Annotated in this window: 21 protein-coding genes and 1 tRNA gene; 13 read left to right on the top strand and 9 right to left on the bottom strand. The window is 62.8% G+C overall.

Annotation, left to right across the window (positions count from 1 at the left end):
• Window positions 1-3: 3 nt before the first annotated feature.
• Entirely contained in the window at window positions 4-630 is a 627-nt protein-coding gene (locus H4W01_RS13630; protein ID WP_209611658.1) for a glutathione S-transferase family protein, read from the top strand.
• Window positions 631-685: 55 nt separating this feature from the next.
• On the opposite strand, the gene H4W01_RS13625 is transcribed toward H4W01_RS13630, so the two are convergent.
• Both H4W01_RS13625 and H4W01_RS13620 read right to left on the bottom strand, forming a co-directional pair.
• Window positions 686-2,146, bottom strand: a complete 1,461-nt coding sequence (locus H4W01_RS13625) for a DEAD/DEAH box helicase (protein ID WP_209611656.1) — start codon at window positions 2,144-2,146, stop codon at window positions 686-688.
• A gap of 95 nt (window positions 2,147-2,241) precedes the next feature.
• Window positions 2,242-2,790, bottom strand: coding sequence for a hypothetical protein (locus H4W01_RS13620; protein ID WP_334685272.1), 549 nt, complete (start codon window positions 2,788-2,790; stop codon window positions 2,242-2,244).
• Between H4W01_RS13620 and H4W01_RS13615 the strand changes: the two genes are divergently transcribed.
• The 3 genes from H4W01_RS13615 to H4W01_RS13605 all read left to right on the top strand — a co-directional run bounded on the left by H4W01_RS13615 (window position 2,785) and on the right by H4W01_RS13605 (window position 5,654).
• Window positions 2,785-4,260 carry an FAD-binding oxidoreductase gene (locus tag H4W01_RS13615; RefSeq protein ID WP_209613370.1) on the top strand — a complete coding sequence of 492 codons (1,476 nt, stop codon included), beginning with the start codon at window positions 2,785-2,787 and terminating at the stop codon, window positions 4,258-4,260. The two genes, H4W01_RS13620 and H4W01_RS13615, sit on opposite strands and share 6 nt — an antisense overlap.
• A 61-nt stretch (window positions 4,261-4,321) precedes the next feature.
• Window positions 4,322-5,092: a SapC family protein gene (locus H4W01_RS13610; protein WP_209611654.1), complete on the top strand. Its 771-nt coding sequence runs from the start codon at window positions 4,322-4,324 to the stop codon at window positions 5,090-5,092.
• A gap of 1 nt (window position 5,093) precedes the next feature.
• Window positions 5,094-5,654: a cytochrome b gene (locus H4W01_RS13605; protein WP_209611651.1), complete on the top strand. Its 561-nt coding sequence runs from the start codon at window positions 5,094-5,096 to the stop codon at window positions 5,652-5,654.
• Window positions 5,655-5,824: 170 nt separating this feature from the next.
• On the opposite strand, the gene H4W01_RS13600 is transcribed toward H4W01_RS13605, so the two are convergent.
• Window positions 5,825-6,673 carry an N-formylglutamate amidohydrolase gene (locus H4W01_RS13600; protein ID WP_010404150.1) on the bottom strand — a complete coding sequence of 283 codons (849 nt, stop codon included), beginning with the start codon at window positions 6,671-6,673 and terminating at the stop codon, window positions 5,825-5,827.
• A 113-nt stretch (window positions 6,674-6,786) separates the two neighbouring features.
• On the opposite strand from H4W01_RS13600, the gene cpdR reads away from it, so the two are divergent.
• Window positions 6,787-7,164, top strand: a complete 378-nt coding sequence (gene cpdR / locus H4W01_RS13595; RefSeq protein ID WP_209611649.1) for a cell cycle two-component system response regulator CpdR — start codon at window positions 6,787-6,789, stop codon at window positions 7,162-7,164.
• Window positions 7,165-7,242: 78 nt separating this feature from the next.
• Window positions 7,243-7,317 (top strand) — tRNA-Val (locus H4W01_RS13590).
• 206 nt (window positions 7,318-7,523) lie between these two features.
• Here H4W01_RS13590 and H4W01_RS13585 read toward each other — a convergent pair.
• Window positions 7,524-8,828: an FAD-binding oxidoreductase gene (locus H4W01_RS13585; protein ID WP_209611647.1), complete on the bottom strand. Its 1,305-nt coding sequence runs from the start codon at window positions 8,826-8,828 to the stop codon at window positions 7,524-7,526.
• Window positions 8,825-9,886 (bottom strand): globin domain-containing protein, encoded by a 1,062-nt coding sequence (locus tag H4W01_RS13580; protein ID WP_334685271.1) that lies wholly within the window; start codon window positions 9,884-9,886, stop codon window positions 8,825-8,827. Before H4W01_RS13580 ends, H4W01_RS13585 begins: the two co-directional genes overlap by 4 nt.
• A gap of 793 nt (window positions 9,887-10,679) precedes the next feature.
• On the opposite strand from H4W01_RS13580, the gene H4W01_RS13575 reads away from it, so the two are divergent.
• Window positions 10,680-11,555, top strand: a complete 876-nt coding sequence (locus H4W01_RS13575; RefSeq protein WP_209611645.1) for a hypothetical protein — start codon at window positions 10,680-10,682, stop codon at window positions 11,553-11,555.
• Between the two features lie 302 nt (window positions 11,556-11,857).
• Complete coding sequence (locus H4W01_RS13570) at window positions 11,858-13,654, top strand: IlvD/Edd family dehydratase (RefSeq protein ID WP_209611643.1); 1,797 nt, start codon at window positions 11,858-11,860, stop codon at window positions 13,652-13,654.
• A gap of 42 nt (window positions 13,655-13,696) precedes the next feature.
• Here H4W01_RS13570 and H4W01_RS13565 read toward each other — a convergent pair whose 3' ends face one another.
• Both H4W01_RS13565 and H4W01_RS13560 read right to left on the bottom strand, forming a co-directional pair.
• Window positions 13,697-14,407 (bottom strand): FadR/GntR family transcriptional regulator, encoded by a 711-nt coding sequence (locus tag H4W01_RS13565; RefSeq protein ID WP_209611640.1) that lies wholly within the window; start codon window positions 14,405-14,407, stop codon window positions 13,697-13,699.
• Window positions 14,408-14,510: 103 nt separating this feature from the next.
• Window positions 14,511-16,091 carry an aldehyde dehydrogenase (NADP(+)) gene (locus H4W01_RS13560; protein ID WP_209611638.1) on the bottom strand — a complete coding sequence of 527 codons (1,581 nt, stop codon included), beginning with the start codon at window positions 16,089-16,091 and terminating at the stop codon, window positions 14,511-14,513.
• Between the two features lie 237 nt (window positions 16,092-16,328).
• Between H4W01_RS13560 and H4W01_RS13555 the strand changes: the two genes are divergently transcribed.
• Entirely contained in the window at window positions 16,329-17,615 is a 1,287-nt protein-coding gene (locus H4W01_RS13555; RefSeq protein ID WP_209611636.1) for a glycosyltransferase, read from the top strand.
• Here H4W01_RS13555 and H4W01_RS22855 read toward each other — a convergent pair.
• Together H4W01_RS22855 and H4W01_RS13550 are read right to left on the bottom strand one after the other, a co-directional pair.
• A complete protein-coding gene (locus tag H4W01_RS22855; protein ID WP_334685270.1) occupies window positions 17,612-17,743 on the bottom strand; it encodes a hypothetical protein in 132 nt (43 codons plus the stop codon). The genes H4W01_RS13555 and H4W01_RS22855 overlap by 4 nt on opposite strands.
• Before the next feature lie 79 nt (window positions 17,744-17,822).
• A complete protein-coding gene (locus H4W01_RS13550; RefSeq protein WP_209611632.1) occupies window positions 17,823-18,428 on the bottom strand; it encodes a division/cell wall cluster transcriptional repressor MraZ in 606 nt (201 codons plus the stop codon).
• Between the two features lie 286 nt (window positions 18,429-18,714).
• Between H4W01_RS13550 and H4W01_RS13545 the strand changes: the two genes are divergently transcribed.
• The 4 genes from H4W01_RS13545 to H4W01_RS13530 all read left to right on the top strand — a co-directional run bounded on the left by H4W01_RS13545 (window position 18,715) and on the right by H4W01_RS13530 (window position 26,632).
• Complete coding sequence (locus H4W01_RS13545) at window positions 18,715-20,100, top strand: cell division protein FtsZ (RefSeq protein WP_209611630.1); 1,386 nt, start codon at window positions 18,715-18,717, stop codon at window positions 20,098-20,100.
• Window positions 20,101-20,621: 521 nt separating this feature from the next.
• The gene (locus tag H4W01_RS13540) at window positions 20,622-22,199 is read left to right on the top strand and encodes an MFS transporter (RefSeq protein ID WP_334685269.1); all 1,578 of its coding nucleotides are present in this window, start codon (window positions 20,622-20,624) and stop codon (window positions 22,197-22,199) included.
• 32 nt (window positions 22,200-22,231) lie between these two features.
• Entirely contained in the window at window positions 22,232-23,263 is a 1,032-nt protein-coding gene (locus H4W01_RS13535) for an alanine racemase (protein WP_209611626.1), read from the top strand.
• Window positions 23,264-23,488: 225 nt separating this feature from the next.
• Complete coding sequence (locus tag H4W01_RS13530) at window positions 23,489-26,632, top strand: TonB-dependent receptor domain-containing protein (RefSeq protein ID WP_209611624.1); 3,144 nt, start codon at window positions 23,489-23,491, stop codon at window positions 26,630-26,632.

Raw genomic sequence — 26,632 nt, 5'->3', positions numbered from 1 at the left:
ACCGTGGCGGACCTGACCTTTTACACCAACCCGATGTCGCGCGGCCGCATCGCGCGCTGGATGCTCGAGGAAGTCGGGGCACCTTATGAAACGGTGCTGCTCGATTATGCGACGACGATGAAGCAGGAGCCGTATCTGTCGGTCAACCCAATGGGGAAGGTGCCCGCGATCGTCCATCACGGACATGTCGTCACCGAATGCGCCGCGATTTGCGCCTATCTCGCCGACGCGTTTCCCGAGGCTGGCCTCGCTCCGCCGAACAGCGCGCGGGCAGACTATTATCGCTGGCTGTTCTTTGCGGCGGGGCCACTCGAACATGCGATCACCAATCGCTCGCTGGGCGTAACGCCGACCGATTCGCAGCAGCGCATGGCAGGCTATGGTTCGTACGATCGTGCCGTCGATACGCTGGAAAAGGCGGTGTCGGCGCATCGCTATTTTGCGGGCGACACCTTTACGGCGGCGGACGTCTATGCCGGGTCGCAAGTCGCCTGGGGTGTGCAATTCGGGTCGCTGCCCAAGCGCGCTGCCTTTGAGGACTATCTTGCACGCGTGCAGGAGCGACCTGCGTATCAGCGCGCGAACGAGATCGATAACGCGCTGATGCCGGAACCCGCGCCAGCAGCGTAACGGCAGCACTCCAGCGCCGGGCAGCGTGCTCCACCGCCTTGCGGCGGTGGCACGCTCAGTCGGTCAGCGTTAGTTTGGCCAGCAGGAAGTTGGGCATTGGGCCATTCCAGCCGCCATCGTCGACCGCGTCGATCGGCTCCAGCGGTTCGGCGCGCTCGGTCGGCGCTCCGCGCGGCGGGCGGCTGGCACGGGCGGGGCGCTCCTCGCGCGGTGCGCGGGCCTCGCGCGCGGGGCGTTCGGTACGCGGCGGACGGGGCGTGCGGGCAGGGCGCTCGACGTCGGATGGAGCGTCCTCGGCGTCAACGACGGGCGCCGCGACCTTGGCGGCGGCCTTGGGACGTCGCCGCGTTTTCGGGGCAGCTTCGCGCGGCGCTTCCGGCGTGTCGTCATCGGCGACGGGCGCACCAGTCTCGTAGCGTTCGATCTTCAGACCGGTCAGCTTTTCAATGTTCTGGATGTTTTCGGCATCGTCGGGCGTCGCGAAGGTGAAAGCGATGCCGGTCGCGCCCGCGCGCCCGGTACGGCCGATGCGGTGAACGTAATCGTCGGGGTGCCACGGCGCATCATAGTTGAAGACGTGGCTCACGCCCTTGATGTCGATGCCGCGTGCGGCGACGTCGGACGCGACGAGGATCTTGATCTCGCCCTTCTTGAAGCGATCGAGCTCGGCAATGCGTTGCGCCTGCTCCATGTCGCCATGGATTTCCCCCGACGCGAACCCGGCACGCTGCAGCGCCTTGTTGAGGTCGCGCACCGTGGTCTTGCGGTTGGAGAAGATGATGCCGGTCTGGACGTCTTCCGAGCGCAGCAGCGAAATCAGCGTATCGCGCTTCTTGGCGGCGGAAACGTTGACCAGCCACTGCTTGATGTTGACGTTGGCGGTTGCCGGTCGCGCGACCTCGATCGTCTTGGGATTGTCGAGAAACTTGTCGGCCAGCTTCTTGATCGGCGGCGGCATCGTCGCCGAAAACAGCAGCGTCTGCCGCGTCTTGGGCAATTTGGTGCAGATTTCCTCGATATCGGGGATGAACCCCATGTCGAGCATCCGGTCGGCCTCGTCGATCACCAGCATCGAACAGCCGGTGAGCAGGATTTTCCCGCGCCCGAACAGGTCCATCAAGCGACCCGGGGTTGCGATGAGGACATCCACGCCCTTTTCGAGCGCGGCGGTCTGGTCACCCATCGACACGCCGCCGATCAGCAGCGCCATCGAAAGCTTGTGATATTTGCCGTATTTCTCGAAATTCTCGGCGACCTGGGCGGCCAGTTCGCGCGTCGGTTCGAGGATCAACGAGCGTGGCATCCGCGCGCGCGACCGCCCCTCGCCGAGGATATCGATCATCGGCAGCACGAAGGCGGCGGTCTTGCCCGTGCCCGTCTGCGCGATGGCGACAAGGTCCTTGCCCATCAGCACGGAAGGGATCGCGCTCGCCTGGATCGGAGTCGGCTCGGTATAGCCGGACTCGTTGACGGCACGCTGGAGTTCGTCGGAAAGGCCGAGATCGGCAAAAGTCATGCGGTATCCGGAAAAAGCGCCCGGGCGAAGCGCCCGCGAACGGTTGAAAAGCGCTTGCCGATCAGGGGCGAAATGTCAAGGTAAACGGGTGCGTTCTACTTGCCTTTGGCTACCAGCCGCTTGAAACCATCGATTCGGCAGGCACTACCCGATCGCGCGCGGATCGAGTCGCGCCCGGCGCAGACCATGCCGTCCGGCGTGCTCTTCAGGTAAAGGCCCGAATAGAAATCGAGCGCGGGGCATTTGTTGTCGAACCGCGCGCGCAAGCGCGTATCGTCGATCAGGATCAAGTCCACGCTGTCGTCGCCGGAGATCAGCGCACCCTCAACCGCCGCCATGGCCACGCATTTCGGGCCTTTTTTCTCGGTGAAACGGGGCGGGGCGGGTTCGGATCGCTGGGGCGTGCGCCCGCCCAGAACCCGCGGAATGCGGATCACGATGCGCTGGTGGATGGTCAACTGGGCCAGCGCAACGCCGTCGCTATGCGCCGTCGCGGCCGAACTGGTCGACGCGAGCGCAAGGAGCAACGAAGCGGGAAGGGCGCGGTTGGGCATAGATATAGCGATCAGCGTTACCGTGAATGGTTGAATGCCGGATGAATTGGCGTTGGTCGATACGGATGGTAGGGCAAAAGGATGATGCATGCCCGCTCTTCAACCGACAATAGCACCCTTGCCCAGCAGCAGGTCATCCGCGCCGTCGAGGCGGCGCTGGGGCCGAAGGCGGTCATGACCGATGCACAGGACATCGCCCCGTGGCTGACCGACTGGCGCGGCCGTTTTCACGGCCGCACCGCCGCGATTCTATCGCCAGATAGCGTTGAGGGCGTTGCGCAGGTGATGCGCCTCGCTGCGGAACATGGCGTCCCGCTGGTGCCACAAGGCGGCAACACGTCGATGGTCGGCGGTGCCACACCGCCTTCCGACGGCTCGGCGCTGATCCTGTCGTTGCGGCGGATGAATCGCATCCGCTCGATCGATCCTGCGGCCGGGTTGGCGGTGGTGGAGGCGGGGGTGATTCTCGCCGATCTCCATGCCGCAGCGGCGGCGCACGGCATGCGCTTTCCGCTCACGCTTGGCGCGCGCGGTAGTGCCACGATGGGCGGACTGGCATCGACCAATGCCGGCGGGACGCAGGTGCTGCGGTTCGGCACGATGCGCGGGCTGGTCGCAGGCGTGGAGGCGGTGTTGCCCAGCGGGGAGGTTTTAGATGGGTTGGCGGCGCTCAAGAAGGACAATCGTGGCTATGATCTCGACCATCTGTTGATCGGTGCGGAAGGAACGCTCGGCATCATCACGGCGGTAACCGTCCGCCTGTATCCCGCAGTGGTGCAGCGCGCGGTGGCATGGGCCGGAGTGCCCGACCCTGAAACGGCGCTGGTTCTGTTGCGGCGGCTCGAGCGCGCGAGTGATTCGGTCGAAAGTTTCGAGATCATCCCGGGCGATTCGCTGGCACTGGTGCTGGAGCATATTCCGGGCACGCGCGCGCCGCTCGCCGGGCCGCATGCGTGGCATGTGCTGATCGAGGCGACAACCGCCAATGCCGCCGCCGAGGCACCTGCTGTGTTGCTGGAGCGCGTGCTCGGTGCCGCCATTACCGATGGCCTGGTCGCGGATGCGACGATCGCCGCATCGGAAGCGCAGGCCGAAGCGTTCTGGCGCATTCGCGACTCTTTGTCCGCAGCGGAGCGCGCCAGCGGACCGGCCGTGCAGCATGACATCTCGGTCCCGGTCGCGACGATGCCGCGCTTCATGATCGAGGCCGCCGCCGCCGCCGGGGCGCGCTTTCCCGGCACCCATGCCACCGCGTTCGGTCATCTGGGCGATGGCAATGTCCACTTCCACGTCCGCGCGCCCGCAGGGGTCGATGCGACGCGCTGGTATGGCGAGGATGCGCCGGGCGTGACGCGATTCGTGCATGATCTGGTGGTCGCGGCGGGCGGTTCGATTTCCGCCGAACATGGCATCGGGCAAATGAAGCGGGCGGAGCTGGAGCGTTTGTCCTCGCCCGCGCGCCTTGCTTCGCTTCGCGCGATCAAGGCCGCGCTCGATCCGCAAGGACTGATGAATCCCGGCAAATTGCTCGGCCTTGCAGAAACGCCGCGCGCACCATAGAGCCAGCGGCCATCAGGCATAGCAAGCCGCGTGCTTTATCTTAGTCGATGGAGAATTTCTGATGGCCAGCGCGCCGCAATCCCTTCCGCTGTTCTACAACGCGCTCGAGCCTCTTTCGAGCGACGTGCATGCGGCTTTCCGTTTCCGCGCGCTGGACCGGGCGTCTTTCCTGGTGGGTCAGCATGCCATTCCGATCACGGTGGATGAATTCGTTGCCGCGCAGCGCTCGCTCCCGATCGTCTTCACCAGCGGTGACGATGCGATTCCGATCGCGCTGATGGGCTTGAACGAAGGCGTTAACGTTTTCATCGGCGACGATGGCAAGCTGACCGAAGATCAAGTCTATGTGCCGGCCTATGTGCGCCGCTATCCCTTCATGCTGGCGCGGTTGCGTCCCGATGCCGAAGAATTGTCGCTATGCTTCGACCCCACAGGCGAGGCGATTGGTGCGTTTGACGATGGCGAGCCGCTGTTCGCCGACGGCAAGCCGACCGAGATCGTGCAGAACATCCTCGCCTTCAACGAACAGTTCGAGCAGGCGGGTGCCCGCACCGCGAACTTCATGACCGAGCTTCGCGAACTGGACTTGCTGATGGAGGGCGAAGTCACGCTGCAGATCGAAGGCAATGACAAGCCCTTCATCTATCGCGGCTTCCAGATGGTGAACGAGGAAAAGCTCAACGACCTGCGCGGCGACCAGTTGCGCAAGATTCAAAAGTCGGGCTTGCTGCCGTTGCTCTATGCGCACCTGTTCTCGCTCTCGACGCTGCCGCAGGTGTTCGATCGTCAGGTCAAGCTCGGCAAGGCTCCTGTTCCGCAACTGATCGACTAAGATGGCGCGCAGCGCGATCATCGTGCTCGACCATTATACGCGCGGGGCGATCTGGTTGCACTGGATCGTCGCCGCGTTGGTCTTGGTCAATCTGGTGATCGGGCTGTTGCATGACTCGCTGCTCGACGGCGTGAAAGGGGCGATCCCCTTTCACATGGCGATCGGGCTGTGTGTGCTGGTGCTGACGGTCGCGCGCGTGGCGTGGCGGTTGCTGCATCGCCCGCCACCACCGCCCGCGAAATCGGCAGCTTGGGAACGCGCCGTCGCCGGGCTCACCCACGGCGCGTTTTACCTGTTGCTGTTGGCGTTACCGGTCACGGGCTGGATGCTAGCGTCGCGCAAGCCGGTCGGTGCCGCGTTTTCTTGGTTTGGCCTGTTCGACGTGCCGGTTCTGCCCATTCGTCGCGCCGTCAGCGGCCTTGCCCATACGGCGCATGGCCCGCTCGGCTATGTGATGGCAGGGTTGATTGTGCTGCACGTCTGTGCCGCGCTGCGTCACCATTTTGTGTTGCGCGACGGTACGCTCACCCGGATGATCCCCGCGCTGACGCGGCCCGAATAATTCCGATCGATCGGGCCGAAATTTGGGCCTTGAAGCGCGAAAACCTCTTACCTATATCAGTCGCACGCGGCTTCGTGTTCCCCCCTTTCGCGGGGCCGCGCGGCACCCTTTCAGGGTGCCTCCTCCCTGAACCTTGGCCACCGCGTGCTGCATTGCACGCGGTGGTTTTTTTATTCCGCCGCAATCGAAAGGGTGGTCGCCGCTTCGTCGGCCAGCGCATCGATCATGTCGCGCAGCAACCGCGCGACGGCGGGCAGGGTATCGCCCGGGCGGTCGCCCGCAGGGTCGAGATAGAGGCTGCGATCGAATTCGATTTGAATGGCATGCACGCCGCTGGCGGGCCGCGCATGCGTGTCGAGGATGTGGCCACCGGCATAAGGCGTGTTGAGCGCCGCCATGACCCCGTGGCGTGCCGCCACCGCCTCGATCGCGGCGATGAAGCGCGTGCCGGCACTGCGCCCAAAGCGATCCCCAATGACAAGTCTTGGCTGATCCGGCCCAAGCGACGGCATCGAGTGGATATCGAGCAGCACGGCGGTGCCAAAGCGCGCCCGCGCCGCAGCCAGCGCGAGGGCGAGCGCGGCGTGATAGGGGCGGTGGTCGTCACGGATGCGGGCGGCGACGTCCTGCGCATCCAGCCGCCGCCGCCACAATTCGCCCGCCCCGGCGACTCGTCGCGGCACAAGCCCCAATCCGCCGCGCAACTTGGCGGAGGCGAGTGGCAGGGCGGTCCAGGCTGCACCCTCATCGATCGCCGGATCGCGTTCCTGCTCGGAACGGTTGAGGTCAATCCAGGCGCGCGCGCGGCGTTGCACGAACAGCGTTTCATCGCGGTGCGCGGCAAGGGCGACGGCATCGATATAGCGATCCTCCAGCACCGTCGCGGCCGCCAGCGGAACCCGCAGCGCGGCCCTCAGCGCGAGCGGATAGTCGCGCCCGGCATGCGGCACCGACAGCACGATCGGGCTGGTCGGCGGATCATCACCATGACGGTCGAAGGCGCATTCCGGAGCGGTCATCTCACCCCTTTGTAGCACAAGGTACGGCGCGATCCGGCTGGAAAATATTAAGGGCTTTGCGCATAGGAAAGAATGGTAAACCGCAGCTGTGGGCTGCGAAGCGGGATTTTGGAATGATACGCATATTGCTGGCCGAGGATGATCGCGTGATGCGCGAATATCTGACTCGCGCGCTTGAACGGTCCGGCTATGCAGTGGCGGCGGTCGATCGCGGGACGGCAGCGATTCCGCTGTTGGAAACCGAGCATTTCGACTTGCTGCTCACCGATATCGTCATGCCCGAAATGGACGGCATTGAACTCGCGCAGAAGGCAGGGGACATGCTGCCGGACCTGCGCGTGATGTTCATCACCGGCTTTGCCGCCGTGACGCTGAAGGCAGGCAAGACGATGCCGCAAGCGCGCGTACTGTCCAAGCCGTTTCACCTGCGCGATCTCGTTCTGGAGGTCGATCGCCTGTTCGAGCACGAGCGCGCGAGCGACAATATTTAAATCGTGCAGCAGACGCTTGCGCGACGGCCAAGGCTTCGTTAAAGGCCGCCCCTCGCCAGGCACTTGCTGCGGCGAAGTGGGCGTGTAGCTCAGTGGTAGAGCACTGTGTTGACATCGCAGGGGTCGCAAGTTCAATCCTTGCCACGCCCACCATTAAAAGCCCGCTAAGCTAAAGGCTTGGCGGGCTTTTTTGTAGCCTGTCGCGTGAACCGCACGGACGTGAACGAGGTGCGGACGGGCACCGCTTCAGCGGAGAGCCCCTTGCTCAGAGTGAGGCGGTTCGTTCGAACGGCGCTGGGCCGCGGCCGTCGATCGCCCCATCTCCCAAAGCGAGCCGATCTGAATGACGCAGACTTGCGTCAGGCGGCCACGACAAGATCAGACAAAGCGACGCTGCAACAGGCGAGCGCCAATCCAGTCGCTTTCGCGCGCCCCACCGTCTCGAACTCGAGCTTTTCGCAAAGCAGGCCGGTAAAGCGCACCTCGCACTCGCCGCAACTGCCGACGCGGCAAGCATGGTCGAGCTCAATGGCATGCGCCTCCGCCAGCTCCAGGATGGTGGAGGCCCCATCTGTCTCGACCGTCTTCCCGCTTTTGCTGAAGTGGACGGTGTGGCGGTGACCGGAACGCGACAATGGCTTGTCGGAGTCCTTGCCGCCAGTGGCGACGCGACCGCTGCCGAAACTCTCGCTGTACAGCTCGGATTGATCGAAGCCGAGCTCGTCCAGGCTGTCCCTGACAGCGGCGGCAAAAGGCTCCGGCCCACAGAGGAATACGGGCCGCTGGTCCAGGTCAGACGCCATCTCCGCAAGGCGCGATTTGCCGATCCGCCCTGTCAGACCGGTCCAAGCGTCGGTTTGCTCGCCCGATGCCGAGGTTAGGGTTAGCGCGATCCTGAAGCGCGGATGCCGCGCGGAGATGAGGTCGAGTTCCTTGCGGAAGATGATGTCTGCCGGCGATCTGAACGATGCGAGCAGCGCCACATCGACATCGGCCATGGTGTCGGCGATCCAGCGGATCATCGACATGATCGGCGAGATCCCGCTGCCTGCCGCGATGAACAGCATCTTCGAAGCTGGGGAGTCAAAGCAGGTGAATCGCCCCGCTGGCCCCTTCAAGGTTAGCGATTGCCCTACCGCCACATGATCGCACAACCAATTCGACACCCGGCCGCCGGGGACGCGCTTCACGGTGATTTCCAGGACATGCGGCCGGGATGGGCTCGAGGAGATACTGAAGGACCGCTGCACCGCTTCACCGTCAAGGTCGAGCAGCAAGGTCACGAATTGGCCCGGTCGATACGAAAACAGCACCGGAGTCTCGCCGACCAGCCGGAAGGTTTTAACGTCGTGGGTCTCTTCGATGATGTCCGCCACCTTCAACGTTGTGACGCCCCCGGACCAGAGCGGAATCGCGGCGTGGTCATCTACGAGACCGGCAAGGATGGGGCTTGCGGGTGGCGGTGGTGCGACAGCGTTGACCTCGCCATCTGCAAACAACCGATCGATCCACGTGTCCTGGCTGCGTCTGGTGGGGGGCACCGCGCGATCTGTGCCGCCAAATGACTCAGACTCCGGATTTGACAAGCCCGCGAAAATCTCGGTCCAAAAGGTCTGATCCACGGTGCCAGGTGTCGGACGTTTGGTATCGGCTTGGGCGGTCATATGCCGTGTGCCAGGATGTCGTGGCGGGTAGCCTCGACTGCGGCCATCGCTTGGCGGATTGCCTCTTCGTGGACGAGCAACGATTCGAGGGTTTGCTTCAGGATCTCGACCACCCGATCGAAGTGAGGCTCCGTGAAGACCATCCCGCTGGCCAACCGATCACCGGCCTGGAGTAGATCCTGACGTGTGGACCGATGAGGCCCACCAAAGGCCATCGACACAAACGACTTCAGCCTTAGGCGTTGGGCTTCCGTATCGGGGGCCTGGAATAGGCTGGCAACGAAGCTGTCCGCCAAGATATTGCGATAATAGACATCGACGATCGCGGTGATCGTCGCGTCGCCTCCGATGCGTTCGTACCAAGATAATTGGTGGAGCTGAAAGTAGTCAGACTTCTTTACTTGCACGCTGTCTGTGCCTGGGTCGACGGTCCGATCGAGCTTTCTCACCAGCGGAATATTCTTCGAGCATTGAATAAAGGCCTCCTCAACCTCAACCATCACCCATCGGCTAGGCCGCCGATTGCCCGTCTTACCCAACTCGACCAACACACTCTTCGGAAGTTTGTCGGCGAGGGGCAAAAGCGCATCGCTTTCGATAATGCGCGCCTTGCCATTGATATGCAGGCCAAGGGATTCGCGGTATAAATCCAGTATTAACAAGCCGATATGGGGGTTTTCGCTGATATTGCCCAGGCTGGCGAAGACCCCATTGCCTCTATATTCCGGATAGAGGACATGCCGGTCGCCTAGAACAGTGATGAAGCCCGGTTCGCCAAATCGCGAACTGCAGTCGCAGTCGCCATGGCGGTTCGCGGTCGCGACAAACATGCATTCCTGCTGCGATATGAAAGTACGCATCAGGGGCGACAGGAAGTTCAGGACCTGATGCGCGTAGAAGCTCAATGCGCGATCCCGGGAGCCATATTTGATTTGAAGCGCATGCTCGCCGTCGGACCCGGGCAGCAAATCTTGCCGCACCGCCAGCGGCGCGTCGCTCCCCAGGGAAGGGGCGGCCACCGAGCCACTACGCGACGGTGCTTCGCTGGGAAAATTCATTCCGTCCAACCTTCCCATGTCCTGTCACGAGCGAGGCACCCCAACAGCGTCGCAGCGGCGATCGCTCGTCGGACTGCCTGCCGTTTACGGGCAGACGGGCTTTTTGGATGCCGTTCGGGGAGCGATGCTCTCACCTGCGCGGTTTGCTCGATCGCCGTTCCGTACGAGCGTTGCGGTTGATGGCGTTGTTGTCGAGATCGACGCAGCCGTTTCCCGAGATCTGTTCGAGTACATGCAGCAGTCGCGCACGATCAGGCACTGACGTGCAAATCGTAATATCTGTGAAAAATATCACAAAAGTATATTAACAATATCCTATTCGGTTCTTTTCAATCGTTGACCGAAACCCTGTTGATTGATATCGTCTATTTTCTAAAATATCGTGTCGATAGAGTAAAAGCGTATCCGTCAGACTGGATTCTGAGGAGACTTTCCCATGTCTATCTTCGCTTTTCGAAAAAATCGTCTCTTTGCTGCAATTGCAGTGGCCGCGATTTCGGTTGGTGCCATTACCGTGAGCGGTTCGCAAATCAATGCGAAACCTGCGCAAATCGTTCCGCCGCCTTTTGGTTCGACGGATGCGGTTTCATGGCAGCAATTTATCCTTGCCGTCACCCCGTCTGGAGTGACCGGGAAGGTTACTTATGAGACCTTCGCGTCGGATCAAGACATTTACGTTTCGAACCCATGTACGACCCCGCCCACAAAGGGCTGCAACGTGCCGACCTGGCCGAGCGCAACTTCGAGTCAAGGCAGTAAGCTGCTGCAGCGCAGCCTGCTCGGAAGAGCCCATATGCGCGCCGCGATGGCGACGCGCGGGGCCGGGCGTTTCACGGTTCAGGTGATCGGACCGGCGCAGGGTTGCGGTACGCCGCCCGGGCTGAATGGGGCTGCGGCGGGTTCGGGCTTTCCGTCGGCGGGGTGCGTCGGCGAAGAGGTGCGGCGCGATCGGGCTACGTTCGATTATCTCGTGGCGAATGGCCTATGGTCCTCGGCGGGGCTGACCAAATATTACGCCACCAAGCAGCCGGTTTCCGTGCCGTGGAATGCGCTGGAAGTGAAAGCAGACTGGATTCCGGTGAGCACGCTTGCGACCTGGCTGGGTCAGCCGGCGAGCTTCGTCACCGCCAATTTCTACACCTCGTCTGCGAGCGTTGGCACCGGGCCGGCGACGACCTACGCGATGACCAGCATGCACATCTCGGTAAAGACCCCCGGCTTCCCCAACTGGATATGGGCGGATTTCGAGAATGCCTATACGCCGGGCCGTTGCGACCAGACCGGCTGTAACGACAGCTTTGGTGCTGTGACCCAGACGGTGCCGGCCAATGCCAAGGCGTGGGGACAATATGGTGCCTGCCCCAAATCTCAGGCAGTTACCACGATGATGACCCAAGCGAATGTAGCCCCGGTCTTCGCCAATTACTGTATGACAGGGTCGCAGAGCAGCTTTGGGACGGCGGCCAAGCCGACCTTGCTGGGCAGCCCGATCATCGAGCCGCTTAACGCCAATGTCCCGATGGCGAAATCGTCGTGCATTTCGTGCCATGCTGGCGCGTCGTTCAACGCCTCCGGGCCCGGGCCCGTCGGAGAGCCGGTCGGCCCCCACGCGCCGCCCGCAGGCTATACTGGCTATGACTTGATGTGGGGCGTGCTGTTCGCGCAGTGACGTGTCGGGCGGTTGGACCCCCAACCGCCCGATCGCCGCTTCGAAAGTCGGCGGGGAGAGACCCTTCCGTTCGAGTTAGTGCGCGCGTAACACCGGCGGGACACCTTGTTTCTTGCCCAGGCAACCCAGACAGCCCGCCAGCGCGACGCGTTGGCGGGCTGTCCGGTGTTGGATACCCTCTAACCCGCCCTTTCATGCCGACAGTGGAATTCTCTGCGGTGCGACTTCCGTCGCGTGCACATTGATCTTATAATTGTCTGAGTATATCCGGGAGCAAAGTCGTCCCGACGCGGAGTATCTCAATGACCGGTTCCCCTCCCTTCAAGCTCCGCAGTCGCGCATGGTTCGATAACCCCGACAATATCGACATGACCGCGCTGTATCTGGAGCGCTATCTCAATTTCGGCCTCAGCCTGGGGGAATTGCGCTCGGGCAAGCCGATCATCGGCATCGCGCAGACGGGCTCCGATCTCAGCCCGTGCAACCGCCATCATCTGGTGCTCGCCGAGCGCGTGCGCGAGGGCATTCGTGAGGCTGGCGGCATCGTGCTCGAATTCCCGGTCCACCCGATCCAGGAAACCGGCAAGCGGCCGACCGCCGGGCTCGACCGTAATCTCGCCTATCTCAGCCTGGTCGAGACGATCTACGGCTATCCGCTCGACGGCGTCGTGCTGACGATCGGCTGCGACAAGACCACGCCTGCTTGCCTGATGGCAGCGGCGACGGTGAACATTCCGGCGATCGCACTGTCCGTCGGGCCGATGCTCAATGGCTGGCACAAGGGCGAGCGCACGGGCTCGGGCACGATCGTGTGGAAGGCGCGCGAGCTGCTCGCGGCGGGCGAGATTGACGATGCCGAATTCATCCGCCTCGTCGCCTCGTCCGCGCCATCGACCGGCTATTGCAACACGATGGGCACCGCGACGACGATGAACAGCCTGGCCGAGGCGCTGGGCATGTCGCTGCCCGGATCAGCGGCGATCCCCGCGCCCTATCGTGACCGTCAGGAATGTGCCTATTACACCGGCAAGCGCATCGTCGAGATGGTGGCGGAGGATCTGAAGCCCTCCGACATCCTGACCAAGGACGCCTTCCTCAATGCGATCGCGGTCAATTCGGCGATCGGCGGATCGACCAACGCGCCGATCCATCTCACCGCGATCGCGCGGCATATCGGCGTCGACGTGCCGCTCAAGACCTGGGAAGAGCATGGCCTCAACGTGCCGCTATTGGTCAATTTGCAGCCAGCAGGCGAATATCTGGGCGAGGATTATTATCGTGCCGGTGGCGTTCCCGCCGTGGTCGCGCAGTTGATCCAGCACGGCCTGATCGCCGAGGGCGCGATGACAGCGAACGGCAAGACGATCGGCGACAATTGCCGCAGCGCGGTGATCGAGAATGAGGATGTGATCCGGCCCTTTGACACGCCGTTATTGGCGTCGGCGGGCTTTGTCGTGCTGTCGGGCAATCTGTTTGACAGCGCGATCATGAAGACCAGCGTGATCTCGCCCGAATTCCGCGAACGCTATCTTTCCAACCCCGATGATCCCGAGGCGTTCGAAGGGCCGGTGGTGGTGTTCGATGGCCCCGAAGACTATCACGCGCGCATCGACGAGATTTCGACCGGCATCACCCCTGCGACGTTGCTGGTGATGCGCGGCGCGGGACCGGTCGGGTATCCGGGGGCCGCGGAAGTGGTGAACATGCGTCCGCCTGCGCATCTGATCCTCGATGGCATCCACTCGCTGCCGTGCATTGGCGACGGGCGCCAGTCGGGCACCAGCGGCAGCCCCTCGATCCTCAACGCCTCGCCCGAAGCGGCGGTTGGCGGCACGCTCGCGCTGCTGCGCGATGGCGACCGCGTGCGGATCGACTTGATGCGCGGCACTGCCGATCTGCTGATCGATGACGCCGAACTGGAGGAGCGCCGTGCGGCGTTCACGGCGGCAGGCGGCTATCGCTACCCCGCCTCGCAGACGCCGTGGCAGGAGATCCAGCGTGCCGTGGTCGGTCAGCTCGGTTCGGGCGCAATCCTGGAAGGGGCAGAGGCCTATCAGCGGATCGCGCAGACGCGCGGCCTGCCGCGCGACAACCATTGATGGGAAATCCCGGCGCTCGCCGCTGATCGGCGAGCGCCGGGGTTAGCCGCGCTGCGCGAGCCCCATGTCGCGGAGCGCGAGCTTCAGCAGCGTCACCATTGCCTCGCGCGCGGCGTCTGCATCGCTGGCGGCGATCGCGTCGAGCACCCGCACATGGTCGGGCAGCGGGTCGCGCGGCAAAGCGCGCTTGCGCTGCTTGAATTTGGTGGTCCAGCGCACCGCTGCACCAACCGAATTGGCGAGCGTGGCCAGCGGGGTGTTGCGCGCGGCCGCCAGGATCGCACGGTGGAACTGCTGGTCGGCGCTCTGGCCGCGCGCATCCGCCAGCCCATAATGCTTCATCGCATCGAGCGCCGATCGCATCTCGGCCAGGTCGGCATCGGTGCGGCGCGCGGCGGCAAAGGCGGCGGCGGCAGGCTCGATCACGCCGCGCAATTCGAACAGGTCGATGATGAAGTCGGTGTCGGGTTCACCCTCGAACGTCCAGGCGAGCACGTCGACGTCGAGCATGTTCCAGCGGCTGCGCGGGGTCACGCGCGTGCCGGCTTTGGGGCGGCTTTCGACCAGCCCCTTGGCAGCGAGGATGCGGATCGCTTCGCGATAGGCGGTGCGCGAGACGCCGAGTGCTTCGCTCGCTTCGATTTCTCCGCCGAACACGTCGCCGGGTTTTCGCACTCCGCTGACGATTTCTACGCCGATATCGTGCGCGATGGTGCCGTGAATACGCGGCGAGAAGACGCGGTCGTCGTCCATTATCGAGGCGGTGGCTGGGTCATGGAGACCCAGCCTAGCGGATCACGCGCCCGGCAGGAAGGCACGGGGATATCCCACCGCACACCCTGACGGGCGCGTCCGATCATCGCGCGGAGGCTTCGCGCACCCCATCAACCCGACGGGCGATGTCCCACGGATTGCCGTCGCGGACCGCAACCGGGAGCAGCGTCGGGGCCAGGTTCTGGAAGGCTACTGGGCGCAAGAAGCGATCAATGGCGAGCGTCCCGACCGAGGTCGTACGGCCATCGCTGGTGGCGGGGTAGGGGCCACCATGCACCATCGCGTGGCACACTTCGACACCGGTTGGCCAGCCATTGGCCAGAATGCGACCGACACGCTGGGCGAGGACCGGGATCAATGTCGCGGCGGCGGGCTCGTCGGCTGCATCCAGTTGCAACGTCGCGGTCAATTGCCCTTCGAGCCCGGCGATGACCTGCGCGAGCTCGTCCAGGTCGCGGCAGCGCACGATGATCGACGACGAACCGAACACTTCATGGCCGAGCGCGCGGTCGGCGAGGAAATGGCTGGCGTCGGTTTCGAACAGCGCGCCAACCGCCTGATTTGGCCCGGCGCTGGGGCAGCCGCGCGCGATCGTGCGCACTGCGTCATGCGTGGCGAGCGCTTCGACGCCCTTGTCGAAGCTGGCGTGGATGCCGGGGGTGAGCATCGTCAGCGGCTGCGTGCCCGAAAGCAAGCGTCCCGCCTCGGCGACGAACGCGTCCAGCTCGGGGCTGTCGAGCGCCAGGATCAGACCGGGATTGGTGCAGAACTGGCCCGCGCCCATCGTCAGCGATTGGACAAAACCGGCGGCGATCTCGGACCCGCGCGCGGCCAGTGCGGCGGGGAACACGATCACTGGGTTGATGCTCGACATCTCGGCATAGACCGGGATCGGCTGCGCACGCTCGGCCGCGATGCGCATCAGCGCGAGGCCACCGCCGCGCGAGCCGGTGAAGCCGACCGCCTGTACGCGCGGATCGGCGACCAGTGCGCCGCCCAGGTCGTTGGTGTCGCCGGGGAGATAGGAGAAGACACCTGCGGGCAGGCCGCTCGATGCGACCGCAGCGGCAATTGCGCGTGCCACCAATTCACCGGTGCCGGGATGCGCCGGATGGCCCTTCACAATCACCGGGCATCCAGCGGCAAGCGCCGATGCGGTGTCACCGCCTGCAACCGAGAAAGCGAGCGGGAAGTTGGAGGCACCGAACACCGCAACCGGGCCGACCGGCACGTTGATTCGGCGCAAGTCGGGGCGGGGCAAAGGCGCGCGATCGGGCAGCGCAGGGTCGATCGTGGCATCGAGCCAGTCGCCCTGACGCACCACTTGCGCAAACAGCTTGAGCTGCCCAACGGTGCGGCCACGCTCGCCCTCCAGGCGTGCACGCGGCAGGCCGCTTTCGGCCATCGCGCGCACGATCAGATCATCGCCAATCGCAACGATATTGTCGGCGATCGCTTCCAGAAAGGCAGCGCGAGTCGGCAGGTCGGTCGCGGCATAAGCCGGAAAGGCGGCCTGCGCCAACGCCGTGGCAGCGCTGACCGCGTCGCGGTCCGCAGACGAAAAACTTGGGGTCAGCGATTCGCCGGTGGCCGGGTTTACCGTGGTGAATCGTGTTGTTGCCTGACGAGCGTCGGCACCGATCAAAATAGAACCATCGATCACGGGAAGGCCTTTCAAAAATAACTCAGACATAATAGGGGTTGCACCGGGTTTCTGCAAGGCTGGTCTTGCGCGGAGGGCGGTAGAGGCGGGGCTCCACCGCTCCCCCCATCCACGGCAATTTGGCGGCGGCGCACGATTTGCCCAACCGGTGGCGAACACGGGCTTTATCCGAAAAATGCTACAGTACCGAGCAGGAAGGGCTGGACGCGATGCGCTGACGCGACCAGTGGGATCGCAATGCGTAAAGTCGTTCTCACCACCATCGGGACGTTGGGCGATCTGCACCCGTTTATCGCAATCGGGCTGGCGCTGCGCAAGCGGGGCTTCACCCCGGTGCTGGCGGTGCCCGAGGACCAGGTGCTGAAATGCCGCCGCGCCGGCCTGGAGGCGGTCGCGATCTTGCCCGGCTTCGATGCGGTCCAGAAACGCATGGGGCTGAGCCATGAAGAGGCGGTGCGGCGGATCATCGCCAACCAGCGCGTCATGCTCGAACAGGTTCTGCTGCCGGGACTTTCGGACAGCACGCGCGCGCTCGACGCGGTGGCGGCGGATGCCGAGGCGATCATCGCCTCGATTTTTGTCTTCGCGGCACCGATGATCGCCGAGAAGCGCAATTTGCCGCTGATTTCGGTGATCTTGCAGCCGATGGCGATGTTGTCGGCTTATGATCCACCGCGCACGCCCGATTTCTGGATGATGCGCGATCAGCCCGTCGGGCGCGTCGGACGTGTGTGGAATCGGACGGCTTACACCGTCCTGCGGCGGGTGCTGCACGGGCTTTACGGTCGACGGTTCGATCGCGTGCGGGCAGAGCATGGCCTCCCGCCCAAGGGTGCGCGGCGCGCGCTGGAGCCCGATTCTCGCTCCATTTTGCAACTGGGCTGCTACTCGCCGCACCTCGCTCCGCTGCCGCCAGACGCTCCCCCTTCGACCAAGATTGTCGGTTTTCCTGTTTTCGATAGCGGCAGCGGGAGCGAGGAAACGCTGGACCCGATGTTGGCGGATTTCCTGGCGGCGGGGCCAGCGCCCCTCGTCTTTACGCTCGGTTCCTTTGCGGTGAACAGCGCCGGCGGCTTTTACGATACCGCCGCCCAAGTCTCTCGTCGGCTGGGGATGCGCGCGGTGCTGCTGGTGGGGGGCGATGCCGCGCCGTCGATCGAAGGCGATGTATTGCGCTGCGGCTATGCGCCGCATTCGCTGCTGTTCCGAAGCGCCGCAGCGATCATCCAGCATGGCGGCGTCGGGACGACGGGCCAGGCTTTGCGCGCGGGCAAGCCGCAATTGGTGGTGCCGCATATGGGCGATCAGAACGATCACGGTCACCGCATTGCGCGGCTGGGTGCCGGTTTGCGGCTGCGGGCGGACCGCTTCTCGGTCGCGCGGGCGACACGGCGTATCGGGCGTCTGTTACACGATCCCGCTTATAGCGCGGTTGCGGCCGAAATTGCGCGGCGCATGGCCGACGAAGACGGCGCAAACGCCGCCGCCGAAGCGATCGCGCACGCGCTCGGCGGTGCTGCCTAGAGCAAAGGGATCCGCAGCACCTTGGTCCGTCGCGACGGTGGCGTGCCGAGGATGTCCTGCACATGCCAGAAGAGCGCGGCCATGCCGATCTGCACCATATCGGGCATGGTAGAGCGGGGCCGTGGCATCGCTGGCCGGGCCATCCTAACCGACCGGTGGAGGGATGGTTTACGGGACACGCGAAAACCCGCAGGAACTTGCTTCCATTTACTGGTGCTCGGCGCGCCCGCCGACCGGATCATGTCGCGGTTGCACCGCTGGCAGACGCTGAACGCAAACCCTTGATTGAGCTGGGTGGAAGGTCGGGCCCGATGCCCGAGTACGCGACACAACAGCGGCATCGTTTACCTCTTGTACAATTTGACTGGCCTGCAAAAGCGTGGCGAGCGTGACGAGATCGGACGGGCCGTGGTCGAGCACATAGGCCATGTCCCAAATTTCGAAGCGCGCGCCGGTGGCGACGAGCAAGGCAAAGCTGCCGATCGCGCCCCGTTCGCGCATGATCCGCGGCAGCGTCATCATCCCGTCGGGAGCGATCGGTGCCTCATCGACGAAGCCATATGTCCGCCGCAAGCGATGGTAATCGTGAAAGCCGCCAGGAGACGCCGCCAACTTCTCGGCGACTTCGAATTGCCGCTGCATCGCGTGGAGCCGGTCGAAGGCGATCAGGCAGGGCGATTCCTCATGCAGCCCGATGAAGACCGAATGGTCGGCCGAGCGCAGTCGCAAGGTTTGGTGAAAACGACGCGGCAACAGGATGTCGCCCCATTCGGTCACTTCACACAATGCGCTGCCGATAAAAAGTTCGTCCATGTCCCATGCCCCTCATTGTGAGCATATGGTTAACGGCCGAAAAACGATTCGGGGAATTGAGTAGATATACTTTATGGTATTCGCCCTACCCGTATTGTTGCGGAGGGCGGAGATCATTTCCATACATACTAAAGAATGATCGATCGTTGCCTTGTCGTAACAAGCCAATATACCCATCAATACAACTTTAGATCGGGGTAATGATACTATATCGTTAACTATAACCGTTCGGAGCAAAGGTCCCGCGACAGCAGCATTATGAAATGCGATTCTCGGGAGTATCGATATGACGTTCGGTCAAAACGCGGGGAGCACGCACGGCGGTGTGATCGTCTTTGGTGTCGGAGGCGCAGGCGGCAACGCCGTTCGGGCGCTGTTGCAGCGGCCAGAATGCGGGATGAAGATCCTGTGCGCGAACACCGATGTGCAGGCCATGCGCGCGGTGCCGACAGCCAATCGCTTGCAGCTTGGTCGGCAGATTACCGCAGGGCTGGGGGCTGGCGGTCGGCCGGAGATTGGGCGCGCGGCGGCGGAGGAGGCCTTGCCCGAGATTATCGAGGCGCTGCAGGGGGCATCGTTGTGCTTTATCGCCACCGGGCTGGGCGGCGGTACCGGAACCGGTGCAGCTCCCGTCATTGCCAAGGCGGCGCGTGACCTTGACATCCTGACCATTGGAGTGGCGACGAAGCCGTTCGCCTTTGAAGGCAAACGGCGTGGCCGCACCGCCGACCTGGGGGCGATCGACTTTCGCGCCCAAGTCGATGTGATGGTGACGGTGTCCAACGAGAAGCTCTTGGGTCTTGCTGGTCGCGACACCACTTTGAGTGACGCGCTGCGATTGTCGGATTCGATCATCGGGGAGACCGCCACAGATTTCGCGTTGCTTCTGGAGGAGCCCGCGCTGCGCCGGGTGGACGTGGCGGACCTGCGGTCGTTGCTGGCATCGACCGGGGACGCCGTGATCGGCTTTGGCGAGCGCTGCACTGGCGGGGATCGCGCCGCCAATGCCGCGCGATCCGCCTTAAGCAATCCCTTGCTGGAGGGGCTGCCGGGAACAGCGCGCCGTCTGCTGGTCACCGTCGCGGGCGGCGACGAGCTTACGCTTTTCGAAGTGGAGGAGGCCATCAGCTGTTTGCGGGCCAATCTGCCGGACGACACCGAGGTGCTATGGGGTGCCGTCCTCGATGCTGAACTCACCGGGCGGATCCGGGTCGGGATTATCGCTGGCGGGATTCCGGTTCCGGACCCGGCGGCGGTGGCGGTCGCACCCTATATATTGCAGCCGTTGCGCGATGTGGCGATTGCGCCCGTCCTTGTCGCGGCGGAGGCAATGTCAGCCGAGACTCTCGGCCAGGTGCCAGCAACGGTTGCAAAGCCTGAAGCCGAAACGCCCGGGCTTATTCTGACGCCCATACAATTTTCGCGCGACCAGGAGCCCACGGCTGTTGTTCCTGACAAGAGCCCCGCCGTCGAGGAAGGTCTTGTGCGCCGCAGTTACCACGCAGTGCGCCGACAGCTACAGCGATCGCCCCGCAGACGTTCGGAGGTCGTGGGCACGTACCCGCCGGGCGTATTCCATGTTGTGAAGGCGTTCGATCCGCCGGCGCGATCACCGATCGTCGCGGGTAATCTTATCGTCAACGCGCGGATGATGATGGCATTTGCCGAGTGATCACGCAGATCGCTCGGCAGCTTTGCTATAGCGCGAAGGCGACCGCCGCGATCGCGGCCCAAAGACCCAGGGACAGGATGCCGCCAATCAAAAACCCCGTTCCCGGTGGTGCCTGGCGGTTGTCATTAGTGGCGGAGGACGCAAACCGGTCGAAGGAACGGACTTTCATGTTCATGGTCCAATACAGATTCATTCTATTGATAAAATATAGGCCATTTTTGCAAAATAACAGGAGCAGATCACGATTTCGTCAATATGGATGATAATTATTTGGCAAAATACGTGTTGCAACGCACAAATTAAAACTTTGGTAACACTCAATTCCGCCGCAGCTGCATTTATGTCGTATGATCCTTGAGGATCGTCGGCCAGATCGCGCTCGCGCTGGGTTGCCGCACCGATAAATCCGCCTAATCTCCCCGCTCGTCGACAGACATACGGCTAAAGGGGGAAAAAGGATGGGGACGACCTTGGATGGGGCTGCAGATCCAGGGTCCGCCGCGCCGCCGAGCCGTAAGGACATGCAATTGATCATTGCGGCCTCGTCGCTGGGTACGATTTTTGAGTGGTATGATTTTTTTATCTACGGGACGCTCGCGGCCTCGGGCATCATCGGGCGGACCTTTTTCCCGGCGCAGAGCGAGTTGCTGCAGACGCTGTACGCGTGGGGCGGCTTTGCGGTCGGGTTCGGATTTCGCCCGCTTGGGGCGGTCCTGTTTGGCTATCTCGGCGATACGCTGGGCCGCAAATATACCTTCCTCGTCACGATTACGGTGATGGGCCTTGCGACGGCGGGCGTCGGGCTGGTTCCCTCGGCTGCGATGATCGGCCTTGGGGCACCGTTTATCGTGCTTGGCTTGCGCATCCTGCAAGGTCTGGCGCTGGGTGGTGAATATGGCGGCGCGGCCATTTATGTCGCGGAGCACTCCCCGCCGGGGAAGCGCGGCTTCTATACCAGCTTTATTCAGGCAAGCGTCGCGGGTGGGTTCATCCTCAGCCTGGCAGTCGTGCTGCTGACCAAGGGCGTCATGTCGGCGGACGTATGGAATGGCTGGGGCTGGCGCGTCCCCTTCCTGTTTTCGATCGTGCTCCTGATCGGATCGCTCTGGATGCGGCTTAAACTGTCCGAAAGCCCGGTATTCCAGCAGATGAAGGCGGCGGGCCAATGTGCGGGAAACCCGTTCGTGGAGAGCTTCACCTATCAGGGCAATCTCAAACGGCTGTTCGTCGCCTTGTTCGGCATTGCGGCGGGCCTGACGGTGATCTGGTACACGGCGATGTTTACCGTGTTGTCGTTCCTGCAAGGGACGATGCGCGTACAGGAAACCGTCGCGCAAGTGATCGTCGGGGTGGGCGCGCTGTTCGGGCTTGGCTTTTTCGTGCTGTTCGGATGGCTATCGGACCGGGTCGGGCGCAAAACGCCGATCGTCCTTGGCTATGGCCTCACGCTCGTGCTGATCTTCCCGATCTTCTGGGTGATGGGCAGTGCCGCCAATCCGGAGCTATCGCGCGCCGCCAAACACGCCCCCGTGGTGGTGTCGGGCCCGGCCTGTTCGCACGAAGTGCTGCCCGAGATGCTGCCGATGCTGTTCCCGACGAAGCAGTCGGATGAGTGTCGTCGCTTGGTCGACTATCTCGCCAAAAAGGGCATCCCCTACGCCAAGGCGCATACGCCGGTGACGCTGGTGATCGTCGGCGGCGTCGGCGTCGATGATATGAGCAATGCGGGGCTGGAGGCAGCGCTGACGCGGGCCGGCTATGATCTGTCGCCGGTCATTCCAAAGCCGGGCAACATCGCGCTGATTCTGCTCGCGATCCTAGCGCTTAGTGCCTTGTCGGGCATCACCTACGGCCCGGTCGCGGCGTTGCTTACCGAGTTGTTTCCGCCGCGCATTCGGTATAGTTCCATGTCGATCCCCTATCATGTCGGCACCGGCTATTTTGGCGGGTTCCTGCCGCTGATCAGCCAGATGATCGTCGTGCATACCGGCAATCCCTATTCGGGCTTGTGGTACACCGTGATTGTGGTGGCGATGGCGCTGATCGTGACGCTGTTCGGCCTCGAGGAGGGCAAGCCGGGGACGGCGAGCGCGGACTAGCGCCGCGTAGCGCGGAGCGCTAACCGGCTGGGATGACCGCACCGCTTCGCCTCCGCCTTGATTCCGATGCCCTGGTTGCCAATTGGCGCGCGCTCGATCGCCTGAGCGGGGCGGCTGCGTGCGGCGCGGCAATCAAGGCCGACGGCTATGGTTTGGGTGCCCGTAGCGTCGCGACACGGCTGGCCGCTGCGGGGACGCGCGATTTCTTTGTCGCGAGTTGGAGCGAGGCGGCGGCGCTTGGCGATCTGGGGCTCGACGTGGCGGTTCTGCACGGCGTGCGCGCCGACGATATGCCGCTGGCGCTGAGTGGCATCGCGCGGCCGGTGCTCAACAGCGCGGAACAGGTGGCGCGCTGGCGGGAGGCCGGGGGCGGGCGCTGCGACGTTATGGTCGACACCGGCATCAACCGGCTTGGGGTCGCGCCGCACGAGGTGCTGGGCGGGCTGCTCGACGGCCTTCAGATCGATACGGTGCTCAGCCATCTGGCGTGCGCGGACGAGGATAGCGCGATGAACCTGCGACAGGTGACCGCGTTCCGCGCGCTGCAGGACCGCACCACCGCGCGCCGGATGAGCCTTGCCAATTCGGCGGGGATCGCGCTGGGGCCGGACTATGCGTTCGACCTCACGCGCCCGGGGCTCGCGCTGTACGGGGGCGTTGCACGGGGAGAACTGGCCGCAGTCGTGCGGCAGGTGGTGACGCCGGAAGCCCAGATCCTGCAACGCCGCACCGTCGCTGCGGGGGATTCGATCGGATATAATGCGCTCTATACCCCGGCCGCACCGATGGAGGTGGCGATCCTCAATATCGGCTATGCCGACGGCTATTGGCGCGGCTTCAGCAATGCCGGGGTGGCGTTGGCCGGGGATGCTCGGTTGCCAGTGATGGGGCGCGTGTCGATGGATCTGACCGCGATTTGCGTCGACGCGGCACCCGCGCTCGCAGAGGGCGACTGGGTGGCTCTGGAATATGCCCTGCCTGTGGCCGCAGCGGCTTCGGGCATGTCGCAATATGAGCTGCTGACCGGACTTGGCGCGCGGTTTGATCGGGTGTGGGCCCTCTGAAGATCGAGCGGTTTCTGTCAAAGCGGATGGCTAGCCTGCGTTACTGACCCCTTTGCCCCGGATGCGCGCTAACCCCGAGGCAGGGTTATGTGACGAATATGTCACGTATCGTCATAAACTGTCATGATTTACATGCTCGCGCTTGTACAAGGTGGAGCGCCCCAATTAGCTTGAGTCAATCACCGGACGTTCAAGTCAGGTTAATCAGGGTACAGGGGTATACAAATGCGCTCTCATCTCCTCCACGGGACCGCTTTGCGGTCTGCGTTCGTGATCGGTATTGCTTCATCCATCGCTTTTCCTGCGTTCGCTCAGGACGTGCCTGCGTCGGCCAGCGCGTCACCCGCTGCTGCTGCCCAATCGAGCGAAGATTCGGCGGAGATCGTCGTAACGGGCTCGCGCATCCGTAATCCTAACGGCAACTCGCCAGTGCCGATCACATCGATTACCTCCGCCGAACTGCTCCAGACCGGCGTTACGAATATCGGTGAAGTTATCAATCGGCTGCCGGGAACGGTGAACACCTTCAGCCAAGCGAATTCGACGCGTTTTCTTGGTACGGGTGGCCTGAACCTTATCGATCTGTATGGATTGGGTACGCAGCGTACGCTCGTGTTGGTCAACGGGCGCCGACACGTCGCGTCAGACATCCTGAACAACGCTGTGTCGACCGACATCAACACGCTGCCGACGGATTTGATCGACCGAGTCGACCTCGTCACAGGCGGCAGCTCGGCGGTTTATGGCTCCGACGCCGTCGCCGGCGTTGTCAACTTCATCCTGAAGGATCATTATGAAGGCCTGCAACTGCACGGCCAGGGCAACATCTCGTCGCATGGCGACGCAGGATCGTATTATGCCAGCGTTTTGACAGGAAAGAACTTCGCTGACGGTCGCGGTAACGTTGCGATCGATCTGGAATATGCGCGGCAAAACAGCCTGTATGCCTCGGACCGCGCCAACTATGCGAGCAGCGACGGCTTCGTCCTGGTGAATCCGGCAGGTGGTGCAAACACCTCCGGGCCGGCGAACAATCAGTTCTTCATCGACCGGCGTAGTGCCACTATTTCTGAGGGCGGTACTGTTGCATTTGCCAGCCCGACTGGAGCTTGCGGACGTGATTCTCTGGGGCGCACCTTTGCCTGCGATTATCTGTTTCAGCGCGATGGCACATTGGTGCCGCAAACCGGCACCCGCGTCGGCCTCGCGCCCAGCGCCAGCAGCCCTTCGGGTAGCTCTTTCCTTGGCGGCAATGGCGACACCGGGCGGCAGGGCACACTGGTTCAGCTGTATCCGCAGCTCGATCGGTACTCGGCCAACCTGATCGGTCACTTTGAGGTCTCGCCGGCAATCGTTCCCTTCATCGAGGCCAGCTATGTGCGAACCAATTCGGTTGGCCAGGGCAGTTCGGGTCCCGCCTTCATCACCGGATCGACGATCGGTAGCGCGTTTGGCTATGGCGCACCGCTGGCGACCTACGAACGCCCGCGGCTGGACAACCCGTTCCTCTCCGACCAGGCGCGCAATCAGATTATCGCCGCATTGGTCGCAGGCGGCTCAGATCCGACCAAGATTACCGGTGCAACGCGGTTCACGCTCCGTCGCAACCTGACCGACCTCGGGACGCGCACGGAGTCGGCGCAGCGTGAGACTTTCCGCATCGTTGGCGGGGTCCGCGGTCAACTCAATCCTCATCTGGGTTATGAAGTGTCTGCGAACTACGGTCAGTTCGTAGAGCGTACCAAGCTCGACGGTATCATAAATACCCAGCGCTTCCTGTTGGGTATGGACGCTCAGCGTAACGCTGCGGGCCAAATCGTTTGCGGATCGCAAATCGATGCAACCCGCGCCGGCACGGACCTGAACGGTGATGCCGCAAATCTCGCTCGCGATATCGCTGCCTGCGTACCGATCAACCTTTTCGGTAACGGCAATATTTCACAGGCGGCAAAAAACTACCTGCTGAACACCACGACTTCCTACGGTAAGATCACGCAGCTCGACCTTACCGCGACGGTTAACGGCGATACCGGCGGCTTCTTCAATTTGCCTGGCGGCCCAGTCGGTTTCTCCTTCGGCGGCGAATATCGTCGTGAAACGGCGCGTTATAACGAGGATCCGGGTGTTGCGAACGGATACTATTTCTACAACGCGATTGCCACGTTGGCACCTCCATCCTTTGAAGTGAAAGAAGGCTTCGCGGAAGTTCAGTTGCCTTTGTTCAAAGATGTTCCCTTCATCAAGGAACTGACGGTTGGTGCTGCGGCTCGTATCTCGGACTATAAGGGTGGGGCGGGTTCGATTTGGACCTACAACGCAAGAGGTATCTATAAGCCGATCGCGCAGCTCGGCTTCCGCGGATCCTACAATATTGCGGTTCGCGCGCCGAACTTGACCGAGCTTTATTCTGCCCAATCGCAGAACTTCGCTCCTGGGTTTATCGATCCGTGTGCGGCTGATCACCTTGGCGAGGGGTCGGCGACCCGTGCCGCAAATTGTACTGCGGCCGGTCGTCCGACGGGGTACAACTATGCCTATCAGCAATCGCTCGTCATTCGCAGCGGCGGCAACCCCAATCTGAAGGCTGAAGAGTCCCGGTCCTTCACAGCAGGCGTAACTCTGCAACCGGTTCCTGATCTTCTGATCTCTTCCGACTTCTACGACATCCAGGTCAGCAACGTTATCCAGTCGGTCGATGCGCAGACGATCGTTAACCAATGTTATGATTTGCCGTCTCTGAACAATCAGTTCTGCGGCCAATTCCAGCGTGCCGGGGCTGGTGGCGGTCCGAAGGGTGAAGATCCGTTCCGTATTCTGGAAGGCAGCCTGCTTGCTTCGTCGCTCAATTATGCGAAATTGCATGCCCGGGGTATCAACACCGACCTTACCTATCGTCACACCTTCGGCGGGTTGGGTGCCAGCGTTCATTTGATCTGGAGCCACTCCATTCTGAACGACTCCTACACGGATCCAACCGATCCAAATTATGTGACGCGGTTCAACACCACGGTCGGAATTCCGAAGGATCGCGTGAATGGCAATTTCGCGTTCACCTACGACAAGTTCTTTGTTGGGTATCAAGTACGCTTCATCTCCAAGCAGTTGATCGGCGATTATCAAACCGTCAACGTTGTGCAGGGACGTCCGGCGACCAACCCCAATCAATATCCGGATAATTACTATCCGGCGGTCAGCTATCATGACTTCCGTGCCGGGGTGAACCTCACGCCAAAGTCGAATTTCTACATCGGCGTCGACAACGCATTCGACAAATTGCCTCCTTATGGTTCGACCGGTATCGGCGGTGGAACCGCGATTTTCGAAAATATCGGTCGTCGTTTTTATGCCGGCGTGACCGCCAGCTTCTGA

This window comes from Sphingomonas sp. PL20, from assembly GCF_017875905.1.
In the GTDB taxonomy this organism is placed as follows: domain Bacteria; phylum Pseudomonadota; class Alphaproteobacteria; order Sphingomonadales; family Sphingomonadaceae; genus Sphingomonas; species Sphingomonas echinoides.
This window is presented reverse-complemented; position numbering and strand designations above follow the sequence as displayed.